Source organism: Alteromonas algae (genome assembly GCF_049117195.1).
Lineage (GTDB): Bacteria > Pseudomonadota > Gammaproteobacteria > Enterobacterales > Alteromonadaceae > Alteromonas.
In genome coordinates this window covers 1,994,072-2,015,838 of record NZ_CP185260.1, presented here as the reverse complement: position 1 = coordinate 2,015,838, position 21,767 = coordinate 1,994,072, and the positions used below count along the sequence as shown (strand labels likewise).

General features: G+C 43.7%; 23 protein-coding genes. 15 read left to right on the top strand and 8 right to left on the bottom strand.

All coding sequences use genetic code 11. The features are described from left to right. Nucleotides 1–23: 23 nt before the first annotated feature. Genes ACOJRU_RS09140 through ACOJRU_RS09130 form a run of 3 tightly spaced genes read left to right on the top strand, consistent with a single transcriptional unit; the run spans nt 24 to nt 2,947 of the window. Nucleotides 24–1,154, top strand: a complete 1,131-nt coding sequence (locus tag ACOJRU_RS09140; RefSeq protein ID WP_421131448.1) for an enoyl-CoA hydratase/isomerase family protein — start codon at nt 24–26, stop codon at nt 1,152–1,154. After that, the gene (mmsB, locus tag ACOJRU_RS09135; RefSeq protein ID WP_421131447.1) at nt 1,151–2,035 is read left to right on the top strand and encodes a 3-hydroxyisobutyrate dehydrogenase; all 885 of its coding nucleotides are present in this window, start codon (nt 1,151–1,153) and stop codon (nt 2,033–2,035) included. The genes ACOJRU_RS09140 and mmsB overlap by 4 nt, the downstream gene beginning before the upstream one ends. 45 nt (nt 2,036–2,080) lie before the next feature. Next, entirely contained in the window at nt 2,081–2,947 is an 867-nt protein-coding gene (locus tag ACOJRU_RS09130; RefSeq protein WP_421131446.1) for a putative RNA methyltransferase, read from the top strand. 41 nt (nt 2,948–2,988) lie between these two features. Here the strand turns inward: ACOJRU_RS09130 and ACOJRU_RS09125 are convergent, their stop codons facing one another. Then, nucleotides 2,989–4,500, bottom strand: a complete 1,512-nt coding sequence (locus ACOJRU_RS09125) for a DUF3413 domain-containing protein (protein WP_421131445.1) — start codon at nt 4,498–4,500, stop codon at nt 2,989–2,991. Between the two features lie 13 nt (nt 4,501–4,513). Continuing rightward, complete coding sequence (locus tag ACOJRU_RS09120) at nt 4,514–4,729, bottom strand: DUF1414 domain-containing protein (protein ID WP_421131444.1); 216 nt, start codon at nt 4,727–4,729, stop codon at nt 4,514–4,516. Nucleotides 4,730–4,888: 159 nt separating this feature from the next. Here ACOJRU_RS09120 and yejK point away from each other — a divergent pair, with 159 nt between their 5' ends. The 3 genes from yejK (at nt 4,889) to ACOJRU_RS09105 (ending at nt 7,794) form a co-directional block, all read left to right on the top strand. Then, nucleotides 4,889–5,977 carry a nucleoid-associated protein YejK gene (gene yejK, locus ACOJRU_RS09115; protein ID WP_421131443.1) on the top strand — a complete coding sequence of 363 codons (1,089 nt, stop codon included), beginning with the start codon at nt 4,889–4,891 and terminating at the stop codon, nt 5,975–5,977. 65 nt (nt 5,978–6,042) lie between these two features. After that, nucleotides 6,043–6,918 (top strand): 6-carboxytetrahydropterin synthase, encoded by an 876-nt coding sequence (locus ACOJRU_RS09110; RefSeq protein WP_421131442.1) that lies wholly within the window; start codon nt 6,043–6,045, stop codon nt 6,916–6,918. A gap of 21 nt (nt 6,919–6,939) precedes the next feature. After that, nucleotides 6,940–7,794, top strand: coding sequence for a M23 family metallopeptidase (locus tag ACOJRU_RS09105; protein WP_421131441.1), 855 nt, complete (start codon nt 6,940–6,942; stop codon nt 7,792–7,794). Nucleotides 7,795–7,852: 58 nt separating this feature from the next. Here the strand turns inward: ACOJRU_RS09105 and ACOJRU_RS09100 are convergent, their stop codons facing one another. Further along, a complete protein-coding gene (locus ACOJRU_RS09100; RefSeq protein ID WP_421131440.1) occupies nt 7,853–9,637 on the bottom strand; it encodes a M61 family metallopeptidase in 1,785 nt (594 codons plus the stop codon). Nucleotides 9,638–9,758: 121 nt separating this feature from the next. Here ACOJRU_RS09100 and ACOJRU_RS09095 point away from each other — a divergent pair, with 121 nt between their 5' ends. From ACOJRU_RS09095 to ACOJRU_RS09080, 4 genes are all read left to right on the top strand, one after another. Continuing rightward, on the top strand, nt 9,759–10,439 hold the full coding sequence (locus ACOJRU_RS09095; protein ID WP_421131439.1) for a flagellar brake domain-containing protein: 681 nt from the start codon (nt 9,759–9,761) through the stop codon (nt 10,437–10,439). Between the two features lie 44 nt (nt 10,440–10,483). Continuing rightward, a complete protein-coding gene (locus tag ACOJRU_RS09090; protein ID WP_421131438.1) occupies nt 10,484–10,945 on the top strand; it encodes a DUF962 domain-containing protein in 462 nt (153 codons plus the stop codon). A 105-nt stretch (nt 10,946–11,050) separates the two neighbouring features. Beyond that, a complete protein-coding gene (locus ACOJRU_RS09085) occupies nt 11,051–12,124 on the top strand; it encodes a sensor histidine kinase (protein ID WP_421131437.1) in 1,074 nt (357 codons plus the stop codon). 2 nt (nt 12,125–12,126) lie between these two features. Further along, the gene (locus ACOJRU_RS09080; RefSeq protein ID WP_421131436.1) at nt 12,127–12,954 is read left to right on the top strand and encodes a LytR/AlgR family response regulator transcription factor; all 828 of its coding nucleotides are present in this window, start codon (nt 12,127–12,129) and stop codon (nt 12,952–12,954) included. 97 nt (nt 12,955–13,051) lie between these two features. Here the strand turns inward: ACOJRU_RS09080 and ACOJRU_RS09075 are convergent, their stop codons facing one another. Further along, a complete protein-coding gene (locus ACOJRU_RS09075; RefSeq protein WP_421131435.1) occupies nt 13,052–14,047 on the bottom strand; it encodes an ATP-dependent 6-phosphofructokinase in 996 nt (331 codons plus the stop codon). Nucleotides 14,048–14,324: 277 nt separating this feature from the next. Between ACOJRU_RS09075 and ACOJRU_RS09070 the strand changes: the two genes are divergently transcribed. Further along, complete coding sequence (locus ACOJRU_RS09070; RefSeq protein ID WP_421131434.1) at nt 14,325–14,876, top strand: shikimate kinase; 552 nt, start codon at nt 14,325–14,327, stop codon at nt 14,874–14,876. 87 nt (nt 14,877–14,963) lie between these two features. Next, complete coding sequence (locus ACOJRU_RS09065) at nt 14,964–15,233, top strand: hypothetical protein (RefSeq protein ID WP_421131433.1); 270 nt, start codon at nt 14,964–14,966, stop codon at nt 15,231–15,233. Here ACOJRU_RS09065 and ACOJRU_RS09060 read toward each other — a convergent pair. After that, a complete protein-coding gene (locus ACOJRU_RS09060; protein ID WP_421131432.1) occupies nt 15,230–16,870 on the bottom strand; it encodes a response regulator in 1,641 nt (546 codons plus the stop codon). The genes ACOJRU_RS09065 and ACOJRU_RS09060 overlap by 4 nt on opposite strands. A 126-nt stretch (nt 16,871–16,996) precedes the next feature. On the opposite strand from ACOJRU_RS09060, the gene ACOJRU_RS09055 reads away from it, so the two are divergent. The 3 genes from ACOJRU_RS09055 to ACOJRU_RS09045 all read left to right on the top strand — a co-directional run bounded on the left by ACOJRU_RS09055 (nt 16,997) and on the right by ACOJRU_RS09045 (nt 18,874). Continuing rightward, entirely contained in the window at nt 16,997–17,494 is a 498-nt protein-coding gene (locus ACOJRU_RS09055) for a hypothetical protein (protein WP_421131431.1), read from the top strand. An 83-nt stretch (nt 17,495–17,577) separates the two neighbouring features. Next, nucleotides 17,578–18,573 (top strand): rhodanese-related sulfurtransferase, encoded by a 996-nt coding sequence (locus ACOJRU_RS09050; RefSeq protein WP_421131430.1) that lies wholly within the window; start codon nt 17,578–17,580, stop codon nt 18,571–18,573. 58 nt (nt 18,574–18,631) lie between these two features. Next, entirely contained in the window at nt 18,632–18,874 is a 243-nt protein-coding gene (locus tag ACOJRU_RS09045) for an EF-hand domain-containing protein (RefSeq protein ID WP_421131429.1), read from the top strand. A 58-nt stretch (nt 18,875–18,932) separates the two neighbouring features. On the opposite strand, the gene ACOJRU_RS09040 is transcribed toward ACOJRU_RS09045, so the two are convergent. From ACOJRU_RS09040 to ACOJRU_RS09030, 3 genes are all read right to left on the bottom strand, one after another. After that, a complete protein-coding gene (locus tag ACOJRU_RS09040; protein ID WP_421131428.1) occupies nt 18,933–20,282 on the bottom strand; it encodes a DEAD/DEAH box helicase in 1,350 nt (449 codons plus the stop codon). A gap of 82 nt (nt 20,283–20,364) precedes the next feature. After that, a complete protein-coding gene (locus ACOJRU_RS09035) occupies nt 20,365–21,021 on the bottom strand; it encodes a CoA transferase subunit B (protein WP_421131427.1) in 657 nt (218 codons plus the stop codon). 2 nt (nt 21,022–21,023) lie between these two features. Then, the gene (locus ACOJRU_RS09030; RefSeq protein ID WP_421131426.1) at nt 21,024–21,728 is read right to left on the bottom strand and encodes a CoA transferase subunit A; all 705 of its coding nucleotides are present in this window, start codon (nt 21,726–21,728) and stop codon (nt 21,024–21,026) included. Between the last annotated feature and the right edge of the window lie 39 nt (nt 21,729–21,767).

The following is a 21,767-nucleotide window of genomic DNA, read 5'->3' as shown; positions in this document are numbered from 1 at the left end:
TCAATTAGCATAAAGGAGCTGTCATGCATAATGAAAGTGCAGTAGTAAAAACCAGTGAATTGAAGACACCTTGTGGTCACTACATCGGTTTAGTCACGCTAAATAAACCAAAAGCATTAAATGCGCTAGACCTGGACATGGCCTTGATAATGTTAGAAGCGTTGACCTCATGGCAGGACAGAGAGGATATTGCCTGTATCGTCGTCGATGCTGAAGGCGACAAAGCGTTTTGTGCCGGTGGTGATATTGTTTCTATGTACAACGCAATGAAAGACGCTGATGGTGAAATACCTGCTTTCTTAGAAACCTTCTTTAAAACAGAGTACACGCTCGATTTTACGATACATCATTACCCAAAACCTATCGTGGTGTGGGGGGCAGGAATCGTCATGGGTGGCGGAATGGGGCTTTTATGTGGTGCGAGCCATAGAATTGCAACACAAACGTCTAAGCTTGCCATGCCAGAGATAAGCATAGGCCTTTACCCTGACGTTGGCGGTAGTTATTTCCTTCCTCGTCTTCCAGGCAATACTGGCTTGTTTTTGGGGTTGACGGGCGCACAAATAAACGGTGCCGACGCGCACTATGTTGGCATGGTAGACGCTTTAGTCGACAATAGCGAAAAGCCGTCACTGATGGATAAACTGATGAATGCCGAATGGCGTGATGTCGATGCACATGGTGTAGTCGACAGTATTGTTGGTTCATTAGCGATGCCTGCCGATCCTCCTGTAAGCAATGTTGAAAAGCACATCGAAAATATTAATGCGTGGTGTAGTGGAGATAATGTTGAGGATATTGTTAACACTATCCTCAATGCTGACATGCAAGACGACAAGTGGCTCAACAGAGCGCAAGCAACGCTTAAGCATGGCTCGCCCATTACCGCTCACCTCGTGTTTGAGCAGTGTAAACGTGGTGCGTTGTTGGATTTAGCTGATTGTTTCAAAATGGAAGCGATCATGTCGTGCCGCTGCGGAGAAAGTGGTGAATTTCAAGAGGGCGTAAGAGCACTTTTGATTGATAAAGATCATTCTCCAGCATGGAAATATAAGCGAGTCGAAGAAGTGCCTGCAAACGTTATCGAGCATTTTTTCACTTCACCATGGGGCGAGTCCTCGCACCCTCTAGCTGAATTAGGAGCGGTAAAATGACAGCAATAGCATTTATCGGCTTAGGCAATATGGGCGGGCCGATGGCGGCTAACCTTGTAAAGTCTGGACACAATGTTACGGTATTCGACCTTGTTGAAGAGGCGGTAGAACGCGCAGTTGCTAGTGGCGCGACTGCGGGGCTAAATGCTGTTGATGCAGTGAAAAATGCAGATGTTATCATCACAATGCTACCAGCAGCGAAGCACGTAGACACCCTTTATCTTGGTGACAATGGCATTCTTAACGCAGCAAAGCCCGATGCGTTGTTTATTGATTCGTCGACGATAGATGCCGAAACCGCTAAGCGCGTGGGCGCTCACGTTATGGCGTCTAACCGGCTGTTTGTCGATGCACCCGTATCGGGCGGCACCGCCGGCGCGCAAGCAGGTACGTTAACCTTCATTATGGGCGGCAGCAACAAGGCGATTGAACGCGCTACGCCAATACTCTCGTGCATGGGTAAAAACTTATTTCACGCAGGGGATACTGGTGCGGGGCAAATAGCAAAAATCTGTAACAACATGCTGTTGGCCGTATTGATGTCCGGTACATCTGAAGCCCTTCAAATGGCAATCAATAATGGCATCGACCCGACGGTTATGTCAGACATTATGCTCCAAAGCTCAGGCTGTAACTGGACACTAGAAAAATACAACCCGTGCCCTGGTGTGATGGAAAACGTACCGTCAAGCAAAGAGTATGAGGGCGGCTTCATGGTCAAGCTCATGAACAAAGACTTGAATTTAGCGATGGAAACGGCCGCGCAAAGTGGTTCACCTACGCCGATGGCTGCGGCAGCGCAAGGTTTATATCGTATACATGAAGCGAAAGGGAACGAGAACAAAGATTTTTCTAGCATATTTACGCTTTTAGAAAAATAACCGTTCTTTACATTAAGGCCAAGACTAAGACACTGGCGGCTTTGTTTGATATCATTGCCGCCATTATTGTATACGCGAGACCTCACCATCATGTGGCAGTGCCCACTTTGCAAACACCCCCTATCGTTAATATCTCCAACATCACAGTGTGAAAACGGGCATGCATTCGACATGGCGAAAGCGGGATACGTCAATTTATTCCCCGTTCAGTTTAAGAACTCAAAGCAGCCCGGCGATGATAAGGCGATGGTGCGAGCGCGCAGAGAGTTTCATAGTAAACAGGGGTATTTACCGTTAAAGCAAAAAATGGTGGAGCTATTAGCGGATAACGCACCAGTCTTTGACACGTTACGCGTCTATGATGCCGGTTGTGGCGAAGGAAGCTACTTGTATCATATTGTTAAAGGGCTTAACGAAAAGAATATTAATACGACAGGTGCCGGCAGCGACATTGCGAAAATTGCGGTTGAACTGGCAGCAAAAGCATATAAAAACATACAGTTCGTTGTGGCAAGTAGTTTTAGTCTACCGTTACAAGATAACTCGCAACATGCGGTGATACAGGTATTTGCACCGGGTGAAAGTAAAGAGTATGCGCGCATCCTTCAACCTGGTGGACTGCTGATCACCGTCGATCCGGCGCCTCGACATTTATTCGAACTAAAAGCATGCATTTATGACCAACCACAACAGCACAATGTTAGTGAGGGTGAAAGGGTTGGTTTTTCATTAATAAATGACGACGCTTTTTCTTATTCGCTTACGTTTGATTCGCTAGAACAAGTGACTGATTTAGTTAAAATGACGCCATATTACTGGAAGCTTCCAGAAGGAAAAATAGATAGCATAATTTCAACGCTAAAAAAGGTTACCGTTGATTTTCAGATACGCTTATACAGGCGCAATGATTAAGCGTAGATATGCAAAAGAAAAGCGCCGTATAGGCGCTTTTTTTATTTGTTTTCCGAAAACCGTGTTAGGTGCATGATAGCTTGGCTGAGTAAATTCACATTCAGTGGAGCGTTACTGCGTTTGCCGGTTCGCGTGTCGGTTATTTCGTAGCTGCCATTGCTGAGTACGTCTGTACGTTCGTTGTTATGGAACATAACAATGCGCTCGCCAGATGTGCTTACTAACCACGCTCGCTTGGGAGCGAGCAAGTTTTGGCCCGTCGAATAAAATGTAATGGGCGCATTGCATCCTAGCGCGTGCATAATGGTAGGGGCCAAATCCTCAGTAGTCGCCATCGCAGCATTAAGCGGCAACGTCGACATAAGTGTGCCCGTACCATTGTCACGCTGTGTCGCGACAATAACGTCTGTACCTGCTTGTAGCGCGTTATCTATAGCGCTTGTAACATCATTCCCCTCTACAAACGCGATATGCAGTCCATCTGTTGTTTGTAGCTGGTCTTTTTTATAGCCACTTAATGATGTCATGGTATTAATGTTTGGCGTATAGATAGAGACAGGCATACCCGACCCCATAGGCAGTGCCAACATGACAGGACGCTTGTTTTCAAGAGACTCTTGGTAAATTTCAGGTACACCAAATAGAGTGGATGTTATCAACCCGTCAACACTGGTCGCGGTGGTATAATAATTTGCCACCGAATTAAACGCATACCCCGCCAAATCACTAATCGGTGTGGTATCTGTTTGCACTAATACTAGTACATTCTTACTTGAATCTATAGCGCAATAAACGGGTTCAGAAGGATAATTAATGTTATGAATGTCAGGGTTAAATTGAAGTTGCTTACGCTCTTCATAAGCGGCCAAATCAAGCAACCCGTAACGCGACATTGTGGTTTTTGCCGTTGCAGGGTAAGACAGCGGAAATATATTATCTTGCTTGATAACCGGCTGATAAAGGTTTGCATCCGCCCATACGTGAATGGCGTGGCTTGCGACGAAACACACGACGAAAAAGCTACTGACTTTAGTGCCAATACGGTGGCGTGAAAAACGCTCAACCCGTTTCCAAATAGCGTTAGCTAAAACAAGCTGAAACCCCAACCAAACAAGAAACAGTAATAACAAAAAGGCCCATTGTTGCCAATTTGATATCGTTATTTGAGCATCGGCTTCATTGGTTAACAAATCAGCGGCATGAAGGCTAATGTGAAAACCTGTTTTGTTAAATAGAAGGGCATCGAATGCAAGTAGCGCTAACCCGGTTGCTGCAATAATAGATGCCGCTGCCTTTATTATTCGAGGGTTAGTCGCGAGATAGCACAATGGCAAAATAAAAATGACGAATCCAAAGAACGTCATGAAGCCGATATGGCCGAACCAATTAGCAAAAAGGTAAAAAGTACCAATAGCAGAGCCTGGCAAGGGAGATGAAAACACGAAAATAGAGGCTATTATGATCGCGATGACAATATTTGCTAGAGCAAACCAATGCCCCCAATTTACAAGCTTCGTTACCCGCTGACGGCGAGGTGATTCGGCTAAAATCATAATGACGACCTGTTTATGGTTTGACGCTTTTTACAAGCACACTCGCGAATTGTTCAGCTATTGCCTCGCGGCTCTCTGGCTTCACTTGTGTATTAATAATATGAGTAATGACATTACCCAACACCATCATTGATAGGTCTCGATCTGCTTGATTTTCTTCCAAAGTAAAAATAACTTTGTTCATCAAGGCTTCAAACTCGGCATTGGTATAGCGGCTTTGCTGGGGCATTGTTACGCCTCTTTTTTATGATTTCTTTTATAAAAAGAATGGTTTTATCTGTAAAATGATTATAATCGTTGTTTGGTTGAGTACAATCATTCATTCCAAAATCCCTCGATTCCTTGGATTTTTCTGACATTTTTTAATCAACAGGACACCCGATACGTTATGAGTGCACTGATTCACCATTTTGTTGTTCATCGTTTAATCGTTAATAAAGACGAAAAAATTGAAGCGGTACCCCGTGATGATTGTTTGGCGGTAACGCCAGAAATCGAATTGCTAGCGCACCAGATTAACCATAGTTTCAACAGTAAACCTGGTAAAGGGGTGGGGCACTTTGTTAACGAGTCACCAGTCAGTGCCAGCACAGAAGACGAAAATGAAAGTACATCAAAAGATGTATCGGCTTTTGCGCAGCAATTACGTACGTATCTTGCCATTAAAAAAGAAAATGGTGATAACGTTGAAGATGCGTTTCATCAGTTTTCATTGTCTGCAACACATCGATTAGTAAAAACGTTAGTTGACATGGGGACGGTAGAAACGGGCTTTCTTATTTTCTGTCAGTATGAATATCTAGCAACACAGTATCTGATGATAGCGTTGCTTAATACGCGTTCGCATGTTGAAGTCACCAATTCGTTAGATTTGTCAGCGCGAGAGCATTTGGATTTGGCAAAAATGCAACTTGCAGTGCGAATTGACCTAACCCAATGGGATATTCAGCCAGAACAACAACGCTATGTCAGCTTTATAAAAGGCCGTATGGGTAGAAAAGTTTCCGACTTTTTCATGGAATTTGTAGGATGCGAAGAGCTTGTAGATGTAAAGCAGCAAAACAAGCAACTAATTTCATCAGTAGATGCGTATCTAGCCAGTGAATCGCTAGACCCCAGCGAGCAGCACCAGCATCGCGAACAGGTGAAAACGTATTTTAAAGAGCAAATAGATGCGGGTGAAAGCTTGTCGATTGATGAACTGGCAAAACGTTTGCCACCGAGCGAGGCTTCACAGAACTTTTCTGCTTTTACCGATTCAATGGAATCAGCACTAGAGAAGGAAATACAACCGGATCCCGCAGCACTGAAGCAGTTAGCAAAATTTACCGGACAAGGTGGTGGTGTATCACTTAGTTTTGAGAGAAAATTAATGGGTGACCGGGTATTTTACGACCCCGCTACCGATACGTTGACGATTCGCGGTATTCCACCGAACTTAAAAGATCAGCTTAATCGCCAATCTTCTATGGACTAAGCGCTGCGCGCTGCGCAGAAAAAACGTATACTTGAGAAAGAAAACGAACACGATTCAAGGGTGTTATGCAATTATTTGTAAATGATTTAACGGTAATGGACTTCTCTTATTTGTGTCCGCAACGCGGCATGGTAGGAGAAAGTTGGATTGTCGATGTAATTCTGGACGGCGAATTAAACGAAGAAAGTATGGTCCAAGACTTCGGTAAGGTGAAAAAGAACCTTAAAAAGCTCATCGACGAATACATAGACCATAAACTGCTAGTTCCAGCAGAGTATGCTGGCGCTGATGTAATTCATAACGATGAGAATGAACACGTCGAAGTGCGTTTTTCATGTATTGATGGGCGGGCCATTATGTTGCATTGCCCGGCCGAGGCGTATGCATTTATCTATTCCGATGTAGTAACGATGGACTCAGTCAGCATGTATCTCAAAGAAGTGATTGCGACTCACTTACCTGAAAATGTTGACAATATTACGTTGCAGCTACGCACTGAAGTGATTGATTCACCTTACTATCACTATACTCATGGCCTTAAAAAGCACGATGGAAACTGCCAACGGATTGCGCATGGTCATCGTTCTCGCATTGATATTTTGTTAGATAACAAAGTGAGTGAGGAGTACCAGCGATATTGGGCTGAGCGTTGGGCTGATATTTATATCGCCACTACAAGCGATGAAATTGCATTTTCTGAGCGCAAAATGAAAGGCGCCGTGACGAACCCTGAAGAATATTACATGTTTGCATACGAGGCTTCACAGGGCTATTTCGAATTGCTCATTCCAAAATCGGATTGCGAAGTGATAACGACAGATTCAACGGTAGAATGTTTAGCCCAGTATTTGTTGGAAGAGCAGAGCAAACTTACGCCGGATAATCATTGCAAAGTTATTGCTTATGAAGGTGTAGGCAAGGGCGCGATGGTGTCTCAATAGTCAACGCTATTGGTGAATAATATGAAGAAAAACCGCAAGCTAAAACGTTTTATATCAGGTGTGATCCTAACAACCTTTTGTTTGACGAATGCAATGGCATCAAGTGAAACCAATGCCGAAAACGACGCATTGATACTTAATGGTATGCTCACTCAGGGAGCGCTATTACGCGCAGAGGTGCCTAAGGGCGCAAGCGTATGGTTGAACAATGAACCTGTTGCGGTACATCGCTCAGGTAAATTTGTTATTGGGTTTGAGCGAGAAGCGCCGCTTAATCATTTGCTTAAGGTTACGTTACCAAACGGTGAAACGATTTCACGCGAATTAACGCTTGAGAAACGCGAATATAATATTCAACGTATTGATGGGTTAGATCAAAAGATGGTTACGCCGCCTGCATCTCGTACCGAGCGGATTAAGAAAGATAATCGTAACGTTGCAGCGGCAAGAAGCCGTGTTACTGATTATGATGCGGTATTTACCCGTTTTATTTGGCCTGCGAAAGGGCCGATTACTGGGGTTTATGGTAGTCAGAGGGTACTGAATGGCGTACCAAAATGGCCCCATTATGGGGTTGATGTGGGTGGTCCTAAGGGAACTGAAGTGGTTGCGCCTGCGGACGGTACGGTTACGTTAGCCGATGATCTCTATTATTCAGGAAATACGTTAATTATTGATCACGGAATGCATGTTTTTTCAACGTTTCTGCACTTAGATAGCATGGATGTTAACGTCGGAGACGTGGTGAAGCAGGGTACGCGGATTGGTGCCATCGGTGCTACTGGTCGAGCGACAGGGCCGCATTTGGACTGGCGTATCAATTTAGGGAAAAAACGGTTAGACCCGCAAACGATCGTTCAAGGTCAGCCAAACTAATTGATATAGTATAAAATGGCCCACATCATGCGGGCCATTTACCAATTTTCATTATGTCTTAGTTAAGTGATAACCATTTTTCGAAGGCATTGACATCGTCGATAGTAAAGAAACTGGCATCTTCTCTTGCGTCTGTAACGGTTAGTTGAACGGACATCAGCTTTCCATCCCTAATCAACGTTACCTCAACCGTCGCGTCTTGCGTAGTATCCAAAATCCGTTGAAGCATTTTTTGATCAACCACATAATGATTAACAGCGATAATCACATCATTAAGCAAAATCCCAGCATTCATCGCGGCTAGCCCATCAAACACTTGGATTACACTGAGCCCTTGTGCAACAGGCTTAAGCGTGGCTCCAAGTTGTTTTTTCACTACGCTCGAGGATGTTGCTCCCCCCTTATCATCCGCATTTGTTTTTGCCCGTGTATGCATTGATAAGCCAATGAGGGGTAAATCGTCGCTTAAAGATACATCTTGGGTTCCGTATACAACGTCATTCAAATAGTCAGACACATCTATCTGAAAATGCGCCATACAGAGCGTTTGAATCACGTCATCGGGTGTGCCCTTTATCTCTTTTCCGTAGTGCTCCCATAGCAACACCATTAGGTCGTCTAGGTTTACTGCGTTATTGGATTGTTTACGTAGCATCAAGTCTAGCCCCAGCGCAATAATGCCGCCTTTTGCGTAGTAGCTTACGATATTGTTGACAGCGCTGGCGTCCTGCTTATAAAACTTTGTCCACGCATCAAAGCTACTTTCGGCCACGCTCTGTTTTAATCGACCTTCATTTTGCAACAAGCGCGTCATGGTTTTGGCAATAATATCGGTATATTGCTGTGGTGTAATAAGCCCAACACGAGCAAGTGTTACGTCATCATAAAAGCTTGTGAACCCTTCATATATCCAAAGTTGGTTTGTATAAGTTTCACTTGCTAGATTTGGATTGACCAGAACGTGGGGTTTAATACGCTTAACATGCCAAGTATGAAATAACTCATGGCTACATAAGCTTAAAAAGGTGATATAGCTTTCTGACTTGAAGGACTTATCGTCACCAACCATAGGCAAGTCTAAACGAGTAAAGAGTAATGCCGTAGAAGCCCTGTGCTCCAGACCACCGAAACCACTGACCGCTAACAACGTCATAAAGAGATATTTTTCAACGGGCTGTGGCTCACCGAACAATCGCATATGATGTTTACATATTGGTTTTAGATCGTTTGCAATTCGTTCCAAGTCAATATTGTTACTGCCAGAAAACAGCAAATCGAACGACACACCGTCTACATCAAATGAATATAAGTCAGCGATACCGATATAAATGGGGTGGTCTATAAGTTCTTCATATTTCACCGCGCTAAAAGCCCAGTCGTTGTCGCTTTCCCGATTGAACGGAAGGGTAGTGTTAAGCTTCCATGGCATTGATGGTTTGCCAATCGTTAGCCGATAGTCGGCATGCTCATATTCTTCAACAGACAAAAAGGCGCACGTTCCATTAATAAAGGCATATTCATGGTTGATAAACGCTGAACGAACGGAAAGATCATTGGCGTAAACCGTATAATGAACAGTGGTGGCGACCCCATCGGTCGAGACTTCCCACGTCTGCTTATCAGTCTTACGCACTGGTACACTACTACCATTTTCAGTCTGTTGCGCCTCTAGCGTGATAACGTTACGCGCAAAGTCGCGGACCATATAACTCCCAGGTATCCAGCTAGGCATCGTAAGCGTTAGTGTTTGTTGTTCGTGTGAAGGAATAGAAAGCGATACCGTAAATTGATGCTTTCTCCAATCTGCAATGTGTAATGTGTAGTCTAACGTTAGGTGTGACATGGATGTCCTATAAGAGCGTAAACCGTTCAATTTTAAATAGTAACATTGATGCGAGAAGACTTTGTCAGCTAGCAAAAAATTGGTTACATTAAGTTATTAATATAATAATAACATGGTAATCATGACTGAAAAATCAAAGGCCACGTCGCTTAGTAAAGACGATATTAGTGGTCTTAAATCTTTACCTACAGGCGCCGTTGTCGATATTCAAATTACGACACCCACGGCACCGAGGCGTATTAAAACGACATATGTTGGTATGGAGCTGGGGCAATGTATGATTTTTCAGATTTCTACCTCTGCAAAATGGATGAGTGTGCGCGATTTGCTTACTGTGGGCAATGAACTTGTCGTCAGATTTGTACTAGAGGGTGAGGCTGGACAGGTCATCGCCTTTCGGGTGAAGGTTCTCAAACTACTTACAAAGCCATCAGGTCTATTGATTACTAGCTTTCCACGCCGTATAGAGTCTAAAGGCCTCAGGGCAAATAAACGGGCTTATCCAGGTATATCGGTAAGGGTTAAGTCTGATGAGTTTGGCGACACGGGCGCCAGTGGGATTATCGTTGATATCAGCGCTGACGGTTGCAAAATAGCATTACCGATTAAGCCAGAATGGCCAGTATTGAATGATAGTAGCCCGCTAACATTACTCTATGGAAGCGAACAAGACGAATCGCAGATAGCAACGATCGTAAAAAATCACCGGCTAGAACCTAATTTCGTGTATTACGGTGTGAAATTTGATGGGGAGGAAGAGGCAATAAATACGTTGCTGTCTAACCACACGCTTATCAATTAACGATCTGCACATACGTAATAACAATAACGATAAAAGGCATGATAATGAGAACCATTGAAAAACTGTTGATGCAATACGGTGAAAGCCATCAAAATAAAACAAACGTTATAATCCACGCTATTGCCGTTCCAAGTATCTATTTTGTTACGCTTGGGTTGGTGTGGTCTATCCCGGTTCCTGATTTCCTCGCAAGCCTCAATGTGACGTGGGCACATATTCTCGCAATACCATTGTTATATTATTACTTCACTCTATCTGGGCCTATCGGCGCGGCGATGACATTACTAACCATTGTGTGTTTTGGCGGTATTAATGCGTTAGACATGGCGGCACTACCGGTATGGAAATGTTGTTTAATCCTTTTTGTTTTTATGTGGATACTGCAGTTTATTGGTCACAAGATAGAGGGAAAGAAGCCTTCCTTTCTAGATGATGTTCGTTTTTTACTTGTCGGCCCGGCGTGGTGGTGGGTTCATTGGCTTAAACGCTTAAATATTAGTTACTAAGTGGTGAGTACTTGCGATAAGAGGCATCTGACGCACGACTAATTCGTACCACGATATTAATGCCTTGCGTATAATGGGGATAACACTTCTTTTGATGGTACTCATGTGAGCCGCTTTCAGCGCGTTATCGAAAGTAATGAGCGATTGTTTTGGACATTGCACAGCGCTGGCTGGGCAGGGTTCGCTATCATTTATTACATTGGTTCGTTTCTTCACGATGTAAGGCCTATTTGGGTCTTTATTATTCTCTTGAATGCCTACGCAGGTTGGCTATTAACCATACCTTTACGGTATGTATATCGATGGGCAAGAAAACAATCACCGCTCAACATGATTATTATCGTTATTGCGGCTTGTTATCTTATTGCGCTGCTGTGGGCCGTGGTGAAAAACATAAACTATTGGGAAATATACAAACACGGTTATCGACCCGATGAATGGTACATGTATTTCACAAATACCATTAATTCTTTGATTATGGTGGGGTGTTGGAGTGGCGTTTACTTTGGCATTAAGAACTTCCAAATGCTGCAAAAAGAAAAGCAAAATGCGTTAAAAGCAAGCACCATGGCACATCAAGCGCACATTAAAATGCTACGCTATCAGCTAAATCCCCATTTTCTATTTAATACACTGAATGCGATATCGACGCTTGTCCTGTTAAAAGAGAACGACACGGCCGAAGCTATGGTTTCTCGTTTAAGTGATTTTTTACGGTATTCGCTGGATAACGACCCGATAAAACGTGTACCGCTAGGACAAGAGATTCAAGCTCTGCGGCTATACCTAGAAATTGAAAAAGTACGGTTTGATGATCGTCTTGAGGTTGTATGGGATATCGATGATCAATGCGACGGTGCGCTTGTTCCGAGTATGATTTTGCAACCTATTATTGAAAATGCGATAAAACACGCCATCGCTAAAATGCAAGACGGTGGTCAAATTGCCATTAGCGCACGTACATTCGGAAATGATTTGCTTATGGATGTGGCAGACAACGGTCCGGGTGCCGACATTAAAGATGGCCAATTGCGACGAGAAAACGGAGTAGGGCTAGTCAATATCAAAGAGCGGCTTCAGTCGTTGTATGGAAGAAACTTTGCCTTCTCGTGTGAACACAATAAGCCATCAGGGGTACGGGTCAGGATCCGAATCCCTTATGAAGTAAAGGATGCATAACAATGACTAAGCAAACCATTAAAACGTTAATTGTCGACGATGAACCGCTTGCTCGCAGAGGCTTGCGTGCGAGACTAGAGCGTCATGACGATATCAATATCCTTGCTGAGTGCCAAAATGGTGTAGAAGCGGTAAGTGCTATTTCACAGCACAGACCAGATTTAGTGTTTCTTGATATTCAAATGCCCGGCCTTAACGGCTTTCAAGTTATTCATAAGCTGCGTGAACTTAAACAACCCATACCACTTGTGGTGTTTGTTACCGCCTATGATAGCTACGCAATTAAAGCATTCGATGTACACGCCTTGGACTACTTACTTAAGCCTGCCGATGATGAGCGCCTAAGACTGGCACTAGATAAGGTCAGAGAGTACTTCTCAAGCCAGCATCAAGATGAACAATCAAAGAAACTGGTTAATTTGGTGTCTGAACTTACCGGTGATGATTGTGAAGAGATTTTACGTAAGTTAGCCAGCGGCGAACCCGTGGAAACGAACCCCTATCCAGATGTGTTGGCAATAAAAGATGGGTCTGAAGTGACCAGAGTGAATGTCCAAGATATCCAGTGGATAGATGCCGCAGGCGACTACATGTGTGTACATGCGTTAGACGGTATGCATATTATGCGTAAGACAATGAAAGAACTCGAACAAGAGTTAAACCCTCAACTGTTTGTACGTGTTCATCGCTCGGCTATCGCAAACATACGATTCGTTAAGAAACTGGTCAGTCATATAAGCGGTGAATACCACCTCATACTGCAAAATGATACCGAGCTTAAAGTAAGTCGTAGTCATCGAGACAAAGTAAAAGCGGCGATGAAAATGTAAATTGTTGGCATCACATTTTTCACAGTAATACCGGCCTAAGCCGGTATTACTGTTTTATGTGTGGGTGTTTTTGGTTACGCGTAACCAAGGTTGAGTGTTAAAATCGCTCATTCATTACTTTTTGCATTGTATCTAACCTGTAGTTATTCAAAGGTTTTCTGCCTTTCCATGTGTCAGTCAGCGGCACTTCAACGATGCGTTGATTTCGTTCTCCTACCATTACATTAGTCACGTCGGTGCCGACAAGGTCGACGGCATAGCGACCTAAGTTTGTTGCTAAAATTCTGTCTTGGCTGGTCGGTGACCCGCCACGTTGAACGTGCCCTAACGTGACAGGCCTAATGTCTTCTATTCCCTTATTATTGAGCGACTGCGCCAGGGCAGAAAGACCGCCTGGCCAGACGTTTTCTGCTACCACTATGATATAACTGATGGATGCTCGCAGCGCGCGTCTGTTTTCAATTTGTTGGACAATATTGTTAAGCTCGCTTTCTTCATTATGAAACGTCTCGGGAAGAATGACATAATCAGACGCTGACGCAATAGCAGCATGCAGCGCGAGAAAACCGGCTTCTCGTCCCATAACTTCAACGAGGAATATGCGTTCAAAAGCATCGGCCGTATCACGTACTTTATCTATTGAGGATACCGCGGTATCTACAGCAGTATAGAATCCAATCGTCGCATCGGTTCCTTGAATGTCATTATCGATAGTACCCGGTATACCAATTATTTGGCCTGGCCAGTAGTGCGATAGGTGATCCGCGCCTCGAAAAGAACCATCGCCACCAATGACAATCAATGTATCGATATCCAGCGCTACAAGGTTATCTGCCGACGTTTTCGCACCCTCAATAGTTTTGAATGCCTTACTTCTGGCACTGTGCAGTATTGTTCCGCCTTGCTGAATAAGGTTATGCGTAGAAGAAAGAGAGAGTTGACGGTATTCTTGCTCAAGTAGCCCATTGTAGCCATGCTCATAGCCAAAAAGCGTATAACCGGCTCGTTCACACGCTATGATGGTGGCGCGAAGGCATGCATTCATGCCAGGAGCATCGCCGCCAGAGGTTAAAATTGCAACACGTTTTGACACAAGAAACTCCTGCTTTATATTTATATCTAACGTAATATGCCTTCGCTGAAACGGCAAGTCGGATAGCCAGTTTTTGTGCCCCATTCGTTTTATAACGCATAGAATGTTTGTGTTACTGCGTTTTTTGCTAGCAGTACGGCATTGGCAGCGCTTGCCTCATTAAGGGGGGCGGGCTTTGTAAAGACACGGTTTTGACATTTAGTCTTTAAGCAGTGGGTATTACGTAGGATTAGTCACTTACTTAATACACTGGTGCGCAACAGTAAGGTTACTCTCGATGAAGATAGCGATTGTAGGTAATTCAAGTTCGGGTAAAAGTACCTTGGCAAAAACGTTAGCATCCACGTTTCTTTTCACGCATATTGATTTGGATGTGGTGGCATGGAAACGTACAGAACGCTGCAATCAAGCGCCGGTCAGAGACACTATTTCAGCTTCTATGCTAGCTATTAACGCGCTGTGCGACGAAAGCCGACAGGGCTGGGTAATAGAGGGATGTTATGGCGACTTGATTGAAGAGATAGTACGGCAACATGACGATACGCTGCTTTTATATGTCAATGCTACCGTTGAACAATGCATTAAAAACGCATTTAGTAGGCCTTGGGAACCCCACAAATATGCGTCTAAAGCTGAACAAGATAAGAATCTTGGAATGCTTGTAGAATGGATAGAAGGTTACACCCTGCGAGAGGGGCCATTGTCCAAGGCTTATCATGATGCCATTTTTGATCAGTTTATGGGTAAAAAGATGTCGTTAGATGGTCAACAATTGTCTCTACCTAAGAATGAACTTACGGCGATGGTTTCAGGTGCATACCATAGTTGAAATGTATTACATTAGCGCGAGCTAATGAGTGATTAGTCGCAGCGTATCGTAAGCGTCGCCGGTAAGACTGCAATAAAAGGAAAAGTAATGTTTGGTTGGTTTATTGTTATCTTTGTTGGCATAAGTAGTTTTTACTACACCGACTTACAGTCAGGCAGCGTTGTTTTCAGCAAAGTATTTCCAGCGCTATTTGTTGTGTCGTTGGTCATCGCTTTTATCAAGCTAACGAAACGAAAATCGCGCCGGGTGGTAAAAAGTCCTCAAGCGGGTAGTGCAGGGTTTATCGCGACCACGACAAGTGATAATAGTGCCTGTAATAGCACAGACAGTGGTGGAGGCGCTGACGGCGGTTGTTAGACATCGGTAAATACCGATAAATCACGTCGTAACAATGCATATTTTTCACTGTATTGAGATTTAAGGGGCATATCATCTAACAGTTTATAGAGCCGTCGGCACTCTCTTAGTAACGCGGTTTCAGGGGTAGCACTTTTACTTATTATTTGTAATAAACACTGCAGTAAGTTAAGCGCGACACCAGTATTAACAGGGGCAAATTCTTGCGCCAACGTAAATGAACTTTTTGATTTTTCGTATTGTCCTTGCTGATAAAGCTGAATACCTTCTCGATTGAATTTTTGATAGTTTGCTAAGTTCTGCTGGGCTTTTTCAGATTCGGTTAACAACAATTGCTCGCTATTTTTATCAAGTGAAATTGCCTCGCTTTCTAATAATGCTTGATAACGAATGGCGTCTTCATATTCGCCCAAGTCATACATGATTTTCACGCTGTCTGGAAGGTATGCAGTGGGGGGCGAATCGTAGTTTTTTTCTATCGCAAGCTGTGAAATGCCTAATTGTCGCCTAGCATCTATCATCTTTCCGTCTAACATGTTAACTCGAGCATTAACGATATGGCTAAAAATGTTAATATCGAAATTGCTATCTATGCGCTGTAAACTATCGTCGAATTTGCCCCGTTGCAGTGCAAGCAAGGCTTCTTGTTGATACCGGTTTTTAACTTTTTTATCATCGGTATACTCCGCAACATCTAACAAGCTTCGAATAAAGCCACACCAGTGCAGGCTATCCTGATGAATTGTACGTTTAGACAATTCCCAAATTGCTTTGCTCGACTCTGATGCCAATATGTAATCGTCATTTCCTCTCGCAATGAGGCAAGCATTAAAATGCCGGTTTAAAGAGAAGGGGGAAATTTTAATAGCCTGTTTTATTGCCGCTATCGCCGCCTCTTTTTGATTTTGGCTATCCTTGGCATTAGCCAGTATATCTAACGCATCAGCGTTAAACTTGTTCCGTTTTAAAATGAGATCAGCCATCGCTATCGCGTTATCGTGCTCTGCGAGCTTTAAATACGTTTTTCCAAGGGCAATTTGGGCCCATAATATGGGCTTGCCGCTACGATATTCTTTAATCACGTCAAACGCCTTTTTTGGGGCGTCAATTTCCCAATAGAGTTCTACCAGTAACTGTTCGCATGCACCTTTATAGGGGGTGTCTTGCGATAACAATGTTTCGCATTCATCAATGGCCTTGTTGGTGTCTTTACTCGCTATTGCCTCATAGACGCTTGATAACGCCTGTCGCTTTTGCCATGCACGTGAAATACGCGTCTTTAATTGAACTTGTGAGAAGGGTTTAACAAGATAATCGTCAGGCCGTCTATCAATTGAGCCAAGCACAACAGGACGTGTACTATCTGCACTAATAATAATAAAAATGGACGTTGGTTTTAAAAGGCGCCTAGTACGAAGCTCTTCAATAAGCTCGAAACCATTTTTTTTGTCAGCGCCCAAGTGTAAATCACAAACAACAATATCGAATTTTTGCTTTTTACACAGAGACAGCGCTTGTTCTGCCGATGACTTAGTCACAACATCGGTGGCGCCCATAGAGTTAACGAGCCCTTTGAGGAGAAGCAGAAAAGGGCGCTGGTCTTCAACTATTAAAACCTGCTTGTCCGCAAATTTCATTTCTATTCCGTTAGCCGATGTGGATACGTTTATCATTAATGAAAACTGCGCCCAGAGCAAGAATATGCTTAAGAAAAACATTATCTTGCCGACAACATAAGTATGCAACAAACGTTAGGTCAATTCTTGGAAGCGCCCCAAACAGTTAATCAAGCCACGATAGATCCCAGTATCTCATGGGAAAAAAATGGCACACTCGCTAAGGCGGCGCAAGACGCGACGTTGTTTTCGTTGTACCTTGCAATGCAGCAAAGTGCGCTTGTAAGCAATGTTTCTTACATCGATTCAACAGAGCATGACGAGCGTGCAACATCAGATAGTGATATCCCAAGTTTTTATCGTCAGCCTGCGCTTGCTGCAACTGAGTCCGATTGGGCAATGATAAGCAGGGTCAATACCTTATACAGCAGCGGATTTACCAGTGATGCAATGCTCTTTCAACATATGCACCCATCGCCATTGTCCCAAGTGAACGATAAAGATAAGTTAAGCGATGACATTATAAACAACTGTTCATTAAGCACACAGAAGCGGCTTAAAACGCAATATGTTGAACAACTGCCTGAAGACCCGACGATGTTAAACGACCTAATCCCGCTCTCCCAACAGACATTTGTTGCTTAGTCTAGTAATTCTACCGCCTCTCTGTTATTCTCCGCGCCGCATTTTGCACTGGTTTTACGTTCCAACTAGCAAAGGTGAACATTATGACTAAATATATCGTTTGCGCGATGTACAAATTTGTTGCGCTCGACAACTTCGAGGCAATGCGCCAACCTCTTCTTGATGCCATGGAAAAAAATGGGATCAAAGGTACTTTACTTCTCGCTAATGAAGGGATAAACGGCACCGTATCGGGCACTCGAGAGGGTATCGATGGGTTACTTCACTATCTTAACAGCGACGACAGAATAAACCCTATTTCATGCAAAGAGTCTTTGCATGAAGACCAGCCTTTTTATCGTACGAAGGTTAAGCTCAAAAAAGAAATTGTGACCATGGGCGTTGAGGGTATCGACCCGCGTCAGACGGTCGGCACTTATGTAAAGCCAAAAGAATGGAATGCATTAATAAGCGATCCAGACGTTACGGTAATCGACACTCGTAACGATTATGAAATAGATATTGGCACATTTAAGCATGCTATAGACCCAAAAACTAAAACATTTCGTGAATTTCCAGAGTATGTTGCAAACGCCCTAGACACAACTAAAAACAAAAAAGTTGCCATGTTTTGTACCGGTGGTATTCGTTGTGAGAAATCGACAGCATACTTAAAAGAGCAAGGGTTTGAAGAGGTTTATCATCTTGAGGGTGGCATACTTCAATATTTAGAAGATGTGCCTAAAGAAGAGTCGTTATGGGAAGGGGATTGTTTCGTCTTTGACAATCGTGTTGCCGTAAACCACGACCTTGAAAAAAGTAAATATGATCAATGTTACGCCTGTCGCTTACCCATAACAGTTGAAGATAAACAAAGTGACGTGTATGAACCAGGTGTAAGCTGTCCACATTGTCATGGCACGCACACCGATGATCAAATTGCCCGCTTCCGCGAACGAGAAAAACAAGTGCAACTTGCAAAAGCGCGTAACCAAGAACATGTTGGTACGGAAGCGAGAGAAACGATGGAACAAAAGCGTTTGGAAAAAGCACGCCAACAGCGTGAAAGGGCGTTGAAAGCAAAGCAAAATCAAGCGTAGACACGCACCATCTTGAGCGTTACACTCGTTGTATATGATGTACGAATAAGGACTACTAGTGAGTACTCAACTTTCAGAAGCAAAAATTGAAGAGATAAAGAACGACTTTATCTTTTTCGACAAGGACGGAAACGGTCAAATCGATTTGACCGAGTTTATTGAGCTGCTAACCGTTATATCGCCTAAAACTAAGGCCAGTCATGTCGAGGAAGGCTTTAAGCTAATAGACAGTAACAATGATGGCTTTATTGATTTTCCTGAGTTCCTAGAATGGTGGCAGGAATGTTGGTGGGAATACTAGGCTGTTCATTCTTTAGATAACAAAAAAGCGAGCTATTTATAGCTCGCTTTTTTTATGCTCATTCTTGTTCGGACGTATCGGCACTGTCATCATCGTCGTTTTCGACAGGTGCTCGAGGTTTTCGCTTAATAGGCACCATACCAATGTCTTCACCGCCCATTGTATCTACCCGACGAACAGCCTGCTTCTTTGGTGCCGCTTCACGTTTTTTCGCCGCACGTGATTTGGGTGATGCAGATGTTGGTTTTTTATCTTCAAACCCTTTAAATGTCGCCGGCAGAGTGTCATGGTTTTCACAGGCTAATGCGTACTGTAAATGAGATTTAAGTGCCGTAAAGCTCTTCCAGTCTCTTGGCCCGATAAGCGACATCGCTTCACCTTTTTGACCGGCTCTACCTGTACGTCCAATTCGATGAATATATTCATCAACATTTTTTGGTAAATCAAAGTTAATAACTAACCCGACTTTAGAAAGATCCAAGCCACGCGAGGCAACGTCAGTCGTAACCAATATTGAATGCTGGCCGCGGGCAAACTCACTCATAATTGCAGCGCGTTGGTTTTGTGGTAGGTCACCACGTAACGCGATAGCCTGTAAATCGCTCTTATTGAGTATCGTGGTTAATCGGTCTGTATCTTCTCGTGTCGCGGTAAATACGATAGCTTGATTATAATCTCTACGCTTTAACTCAGTGTCCAATAATGTGTCTTTGTGCTCAACATTATCTGCAAAGTAACATTGCTGGGTAATATCGCCATGCTCTGCAGTGGAATCGCCAACGGCAACACGTACTACACTTTTAGTCAGCGTAGATGTCATGTGGTTTAGTTCGATGCTATCCAATGTCGCCGAGAAAAGCATAGTTTGGCGCTTTCTATGGTCGGCGTAGTCATTGATCATCTTTAATTGCGAAGAAAAACCGAGGTCAAGCATTCTGTCGGCTTCATCGAAGACCAACAATTCAAGCCCATTTAAATACATGCTTTTGCCCAGCAAGTGATCGGCAACGCGGCCTGCTGTGCCAACAATTATGTGAGGGTTTCGACGCAATGACTTAACTTGGTCGTTAAAGTTTTCTCCGCCTACAACTAGCGTACAGCTTAGATTAAGACCACTACATAACGATTTTGCTTCGATGAAAACTTGCTTAGCAAGCTCGCGTGTAGGGGCCAAAATAAGCGCCCTTGGATCTTGCCTACTCAATGCTTTTTGAGACATTAAACGGTTTACGGCGGGTACAAGGAATGCAAAGGTTTTACCAGACCCCGTTTTTGAAGACGCGATAATATCTTTGCCCTGAATGCCTGGAAGTATTGTCTTTTCCTGAATTTCAGTAAGCGAAGTAATATTCTTTGCTTCAAGCTTAGCAATAATTTTATGATGAACGGGTAGGTCTGTAACTAACAATGTGCGGCCTCTTAGAAATACTCAAGCGCTATTATCCCTTAAAGGCCGCAATTATGAAAGCATGCGAAGACGTTAATGCTGTTTAAAACTGCATTTCTGTGACTTCATCAGGAATGATGAGTGCACCTTTCGTTTTCTGCTTTACTTCATCAGGTGTGACGCCGGGTGCGCACTCTCTTAGTACAAACGCGCCATCTTTTACTTCAAGCACGGCTAAGTCTGTGATGATACGCGTAATACAATTAACGCCAGTAAGGGGCAAGGTGCATGCATCAAGCAATTTCGAGTTACCGTGTTTATCAGTGTGCGTCATGGTAACAATAATATTTTTGGCACCCGCAACCAGGTCCATCGCGCCGCCCATGCCTTTTATCAGCTTACCAGGAATCATCCACGAGGCTATATTACCGTTTACATCAACTTCAAAAGCGCCAAGCACCGTAAAATCGACGTGTCCACCTCGAATCATAGCGAAGCTTTCCGCAGAATTAAAAATAGACGCGCCTGTAATGGCCGTCACGGTTTCTTTGCCTGCATTTATCATATCAGCATCTACTGCGTCGTCAGTAGGGTAGGCACCCATACCAAGCAATCCATTTTCAGATTGCAGCATCACGCTGATATCATCCGGAACATAACTTGCCGCAAGTGTTGGGATGCCGATACCTAAATTAACATAGTCGCCATCTTTAAATTCTTGTGCAACGCGCATTGCTATTTGTTCTCTGCTTAGTGCCATGACTATGCCTCCTTCGCAGTAACGCGACGTTCAATTCGTTTTTCAAACGAGCCTTTAATAACACGATTAACGTAAATTCCAGGGGTATGGATCTCGCTCGGCGATAGCTGGCCTGCCTCAACGATTTCCTCGGCTTCTACAACCGTTATTTTCCCCGCTGTTGCAGCCATAGGATTAAAGTTTTGCGCCGTGTGACGATAAACGCAATTACCGTAAGTATCCACTTTCCACGCCTTGACGATGGCGAAGTCTCCTGTGATGGATTCTTCTAAAATATACGGACGTCCATTAAATGTTTTTACTTCCTTGCCTTCACCGACGGGCGTTCCATAGCCTGTTGCTGTATAAAAAGCAGGAATGCCGGCACCGCCAGCGCGCATTTTCTCAGCAAGCGTACCTTGCGGGGTAAGCTCTACCTCCAACTCACCGTTTAATAGTTGTTGTTCAAACAGTGCATTTTCGCCTACATACGACGACACCATTTTCTTGATTTGCTTATCTTCTAGCAATAGACCTAAGCCAAAACCATCAACACCACAGTTATTTGAAACAACCGTTAATTGCTTCGTACCCATCGTTTTAATTTGATTGATGAGTCCCTCTGGGATACCACATAACCCGAAGCCGCCGGCGATTATGGTCATTCCATTTTCAAGACCGCGCATTGCTTCTTCATAACTTGTTACGACTTTATTAAAGCCTGACATCACTGTGCTCCTAATCAACACGTTTCGTTAATAAAGAGT

Excerpts from the sequence above, each read along its gene's own strand:
- ACOJRU_RS09140 (WP_421131448.1), top strand. The coding sequence starts at position 24 with ATGCATAATGAAAGTGCAGTAGTAAAAACCAGTGAATTGAAGACACCT.
- mmsB (WP_421131447.1), top strand. The coding sequence starts at position 1,151 with ATGACAGCAATAGCATTTATCGGCTTAGGCAATATGGGCGGGCCGATG.
- ACOJRU_RS09125 (WP_421131445.1), bottom strand. The coding sequence starts at position 4,500 with ATGATTTTAGCCGAATCACCTCGCCGTCAGCGGGTAACGAAGCTTGTA.
- ACOJRU_RS09120 (WP_421131444.1), bottom strand. The coding sequence starts at position 4,729 with ATGCCCCAGCAAAGCCGCTATACCAATGCCGAGTTTGAAGCCTTGATG.
- yejK (WP_421131443.1), top strand. The coding sequence starts at position 4,889 with ATGAGTGCACTGATTCACCATTTTGTTGTTCATCGTTTAATCGTTAAT.
- ACOJRU_RS09110 (WP_421131442.1), top strand. The coding sequence starts at position 6,043 with ATGCAATTATTTGTAAATGATTTAACGGTAATGGACTTCTCTTATTTG.
- ACOJRU_RS09105 (WP_421131441.1), top strand. The coding sequence starts at position 6,940 with ATGAAGAAAAACCGCAAGCTAAAACGTTTTATATCAGGTGTGATCCTA.
- ACOJRU_RS09100 (WP_421131440.1), bottom strand. The coding sequence starts at position 9,637 with ATGTCACACCTAACGTTAGACTACACATTACACATTGCAGATTGGAGA.
- ACOJRU_RS09095 (WP_421131439.1), top strand. The coding sequence starts at position 9,759 with ATGACTGAAAAATCAAAGGCCACGTCGCTTAGTAAAGACGATATTAGT.
- ACOJRU_RS09090 (WP_421131438.1), top strand. The coding sequence starts at position 10,484 with ATGAGAACCATTGAAAAACTGTTGATGCAATACGGTGAAAGCCATCAA.
- ACOJRU_RS09080 (WP_421131436.1), top strand. The coding sequence starts at position 12,127 with ATGACTAAGCAAACCATTAAAACGTTAATTGTCGACGATGAACCGCTT.
- ACOJRU_RS09070 (WP_421131434.1), top strand. The coding sequence starts at position 14,325 with ATGAAGATAGCGATTGTAGGTAATTCAAGTTCGGGTAAAAGTACCTTG.
- ACOJRU_RS09065 (WP_421131433.1), top strand. The coding sequence starts at position 14,964 with ATGTTTGGTTGGTTTATTGTTATCTTTGTTGGCATAAGTAGTTTTTAC.
- ACOJRU_RS09060 (WP_421131432.1), bottom strand. The coding sequence starts at position 16,870 with ATGAAATTTGCGGACAAGCAGGTTTTAATAGTTGAAGACCAGCGCCCT.
- ACOJRU_RS09050 (WP_421131430.1), top strand. The coding sequence starts at position 17,578 with ATGACTAAATATATCGTTTGCGCGATGTACAAATTTGTTGCGCTCGAC.
- ACOJRU_RS09035 (WP_421131427.1), bottom strand. The coding sequence starts at position 21,021 with ATGGCACTAAGCAGAGAACAAATAGCAATGCGCGTTGCACAAGAATTT.
- ACOJRU_RS09030 (WP_421131426.1), bottom strand. The coding sequence starts at position 21,728 with ATGTCAGGCTTTAATAAAGTCGTAACAAGTTATGAAGAAGCAATGCGC.